This is a genomic window from Actinoplanes sp. ATCC 53533 (assembly GCF_003947245.1).
Window position 1 is genome coordinate 1 of record NZ_QHHV01000628.1, and the last position, 695, is coordinate 695.

Genomic DNA, 695 nt, shown 5'->3' on the forward strand with positions numbered 1-695 from the left:
GACGTGCTTGCGCCCGTCGTGCACCGCGATCGTGTGCCCGAGCATGTCGGGAATGATCGTCGAGCGCCGCGACCAGGTCTTGATGACGTTCTTCGAGTTCTTCTCGTTCTGGACTTCCACCTTCTTGAGCAGGTGGTCGTCGACGAACGGGCCTTTCTTCAGGCTGCGAGGCATCTCTTAACTCCCGTTATCCGCGCTTGCGGGTGGCGTAGCGGCGGCGAACGATCATGCGGTCGCTCTCCTGGCCCTTGCGGCGGGTGCGGCCCTCGGGCTTACCAGCCGGGTTAACCGGGTGGCGACCACCGGAGGTCTTACCCTCACCACCACCGTGCGGGTGGTCGACCGGGTTCATGGCGACGCCACGGACGGTCGGGCGCTTGCCCTTCCACCGCATGCGGCCGGCCTTGCCCCAGTTGATGTTCGACTGCTCGGCGTTGCCGATCTCGCCGACCGTGGCACGGCAGCGGATGTCGACGCGCCGGATCTCGCCGGAGGGCATACGCAGCGTGGCGTACGCACCCTCGCGACCCAGCAGCTGGATACCGACGCCGGCCGAACGCGCCAGCTTGGCGCCACCGCCGGGACGAAGCTCCACACCGTGGACCGTCGTACCGACCGGAATGTTGCGCAGCGGCAGGTTGTTGCCCGGCTTGATGTCCGAGCCGACACCCGACTCGACCCGGTCGCCCTGCTTC

At 67.3% G+C, this 695-nt stretch carries 2 protein-coding genes; both read right to left on the reverse strand.

Features of this window, described 5'->3' with window-relative positions; all coding sequences use genetic code 11:
* Positions 1-174, reverse strand: a 174-nt coding sequence (gene rpsS, locus DMB66_RS60355; protein WP_125812732.1) for a 30S ribosomal protein S19, incomplete at its 3' end; no start/stop codon positions are given.
* Positions 175-187: 13 nt separating this feature from the next.
* On the reverse strand, positions 188-695 hold a 508-nt coding region (rplB, locus tag DMB66_RS60360; protein WP_125812733.1), incomplete at its 5' end, for a 50S ribosomal protein L2.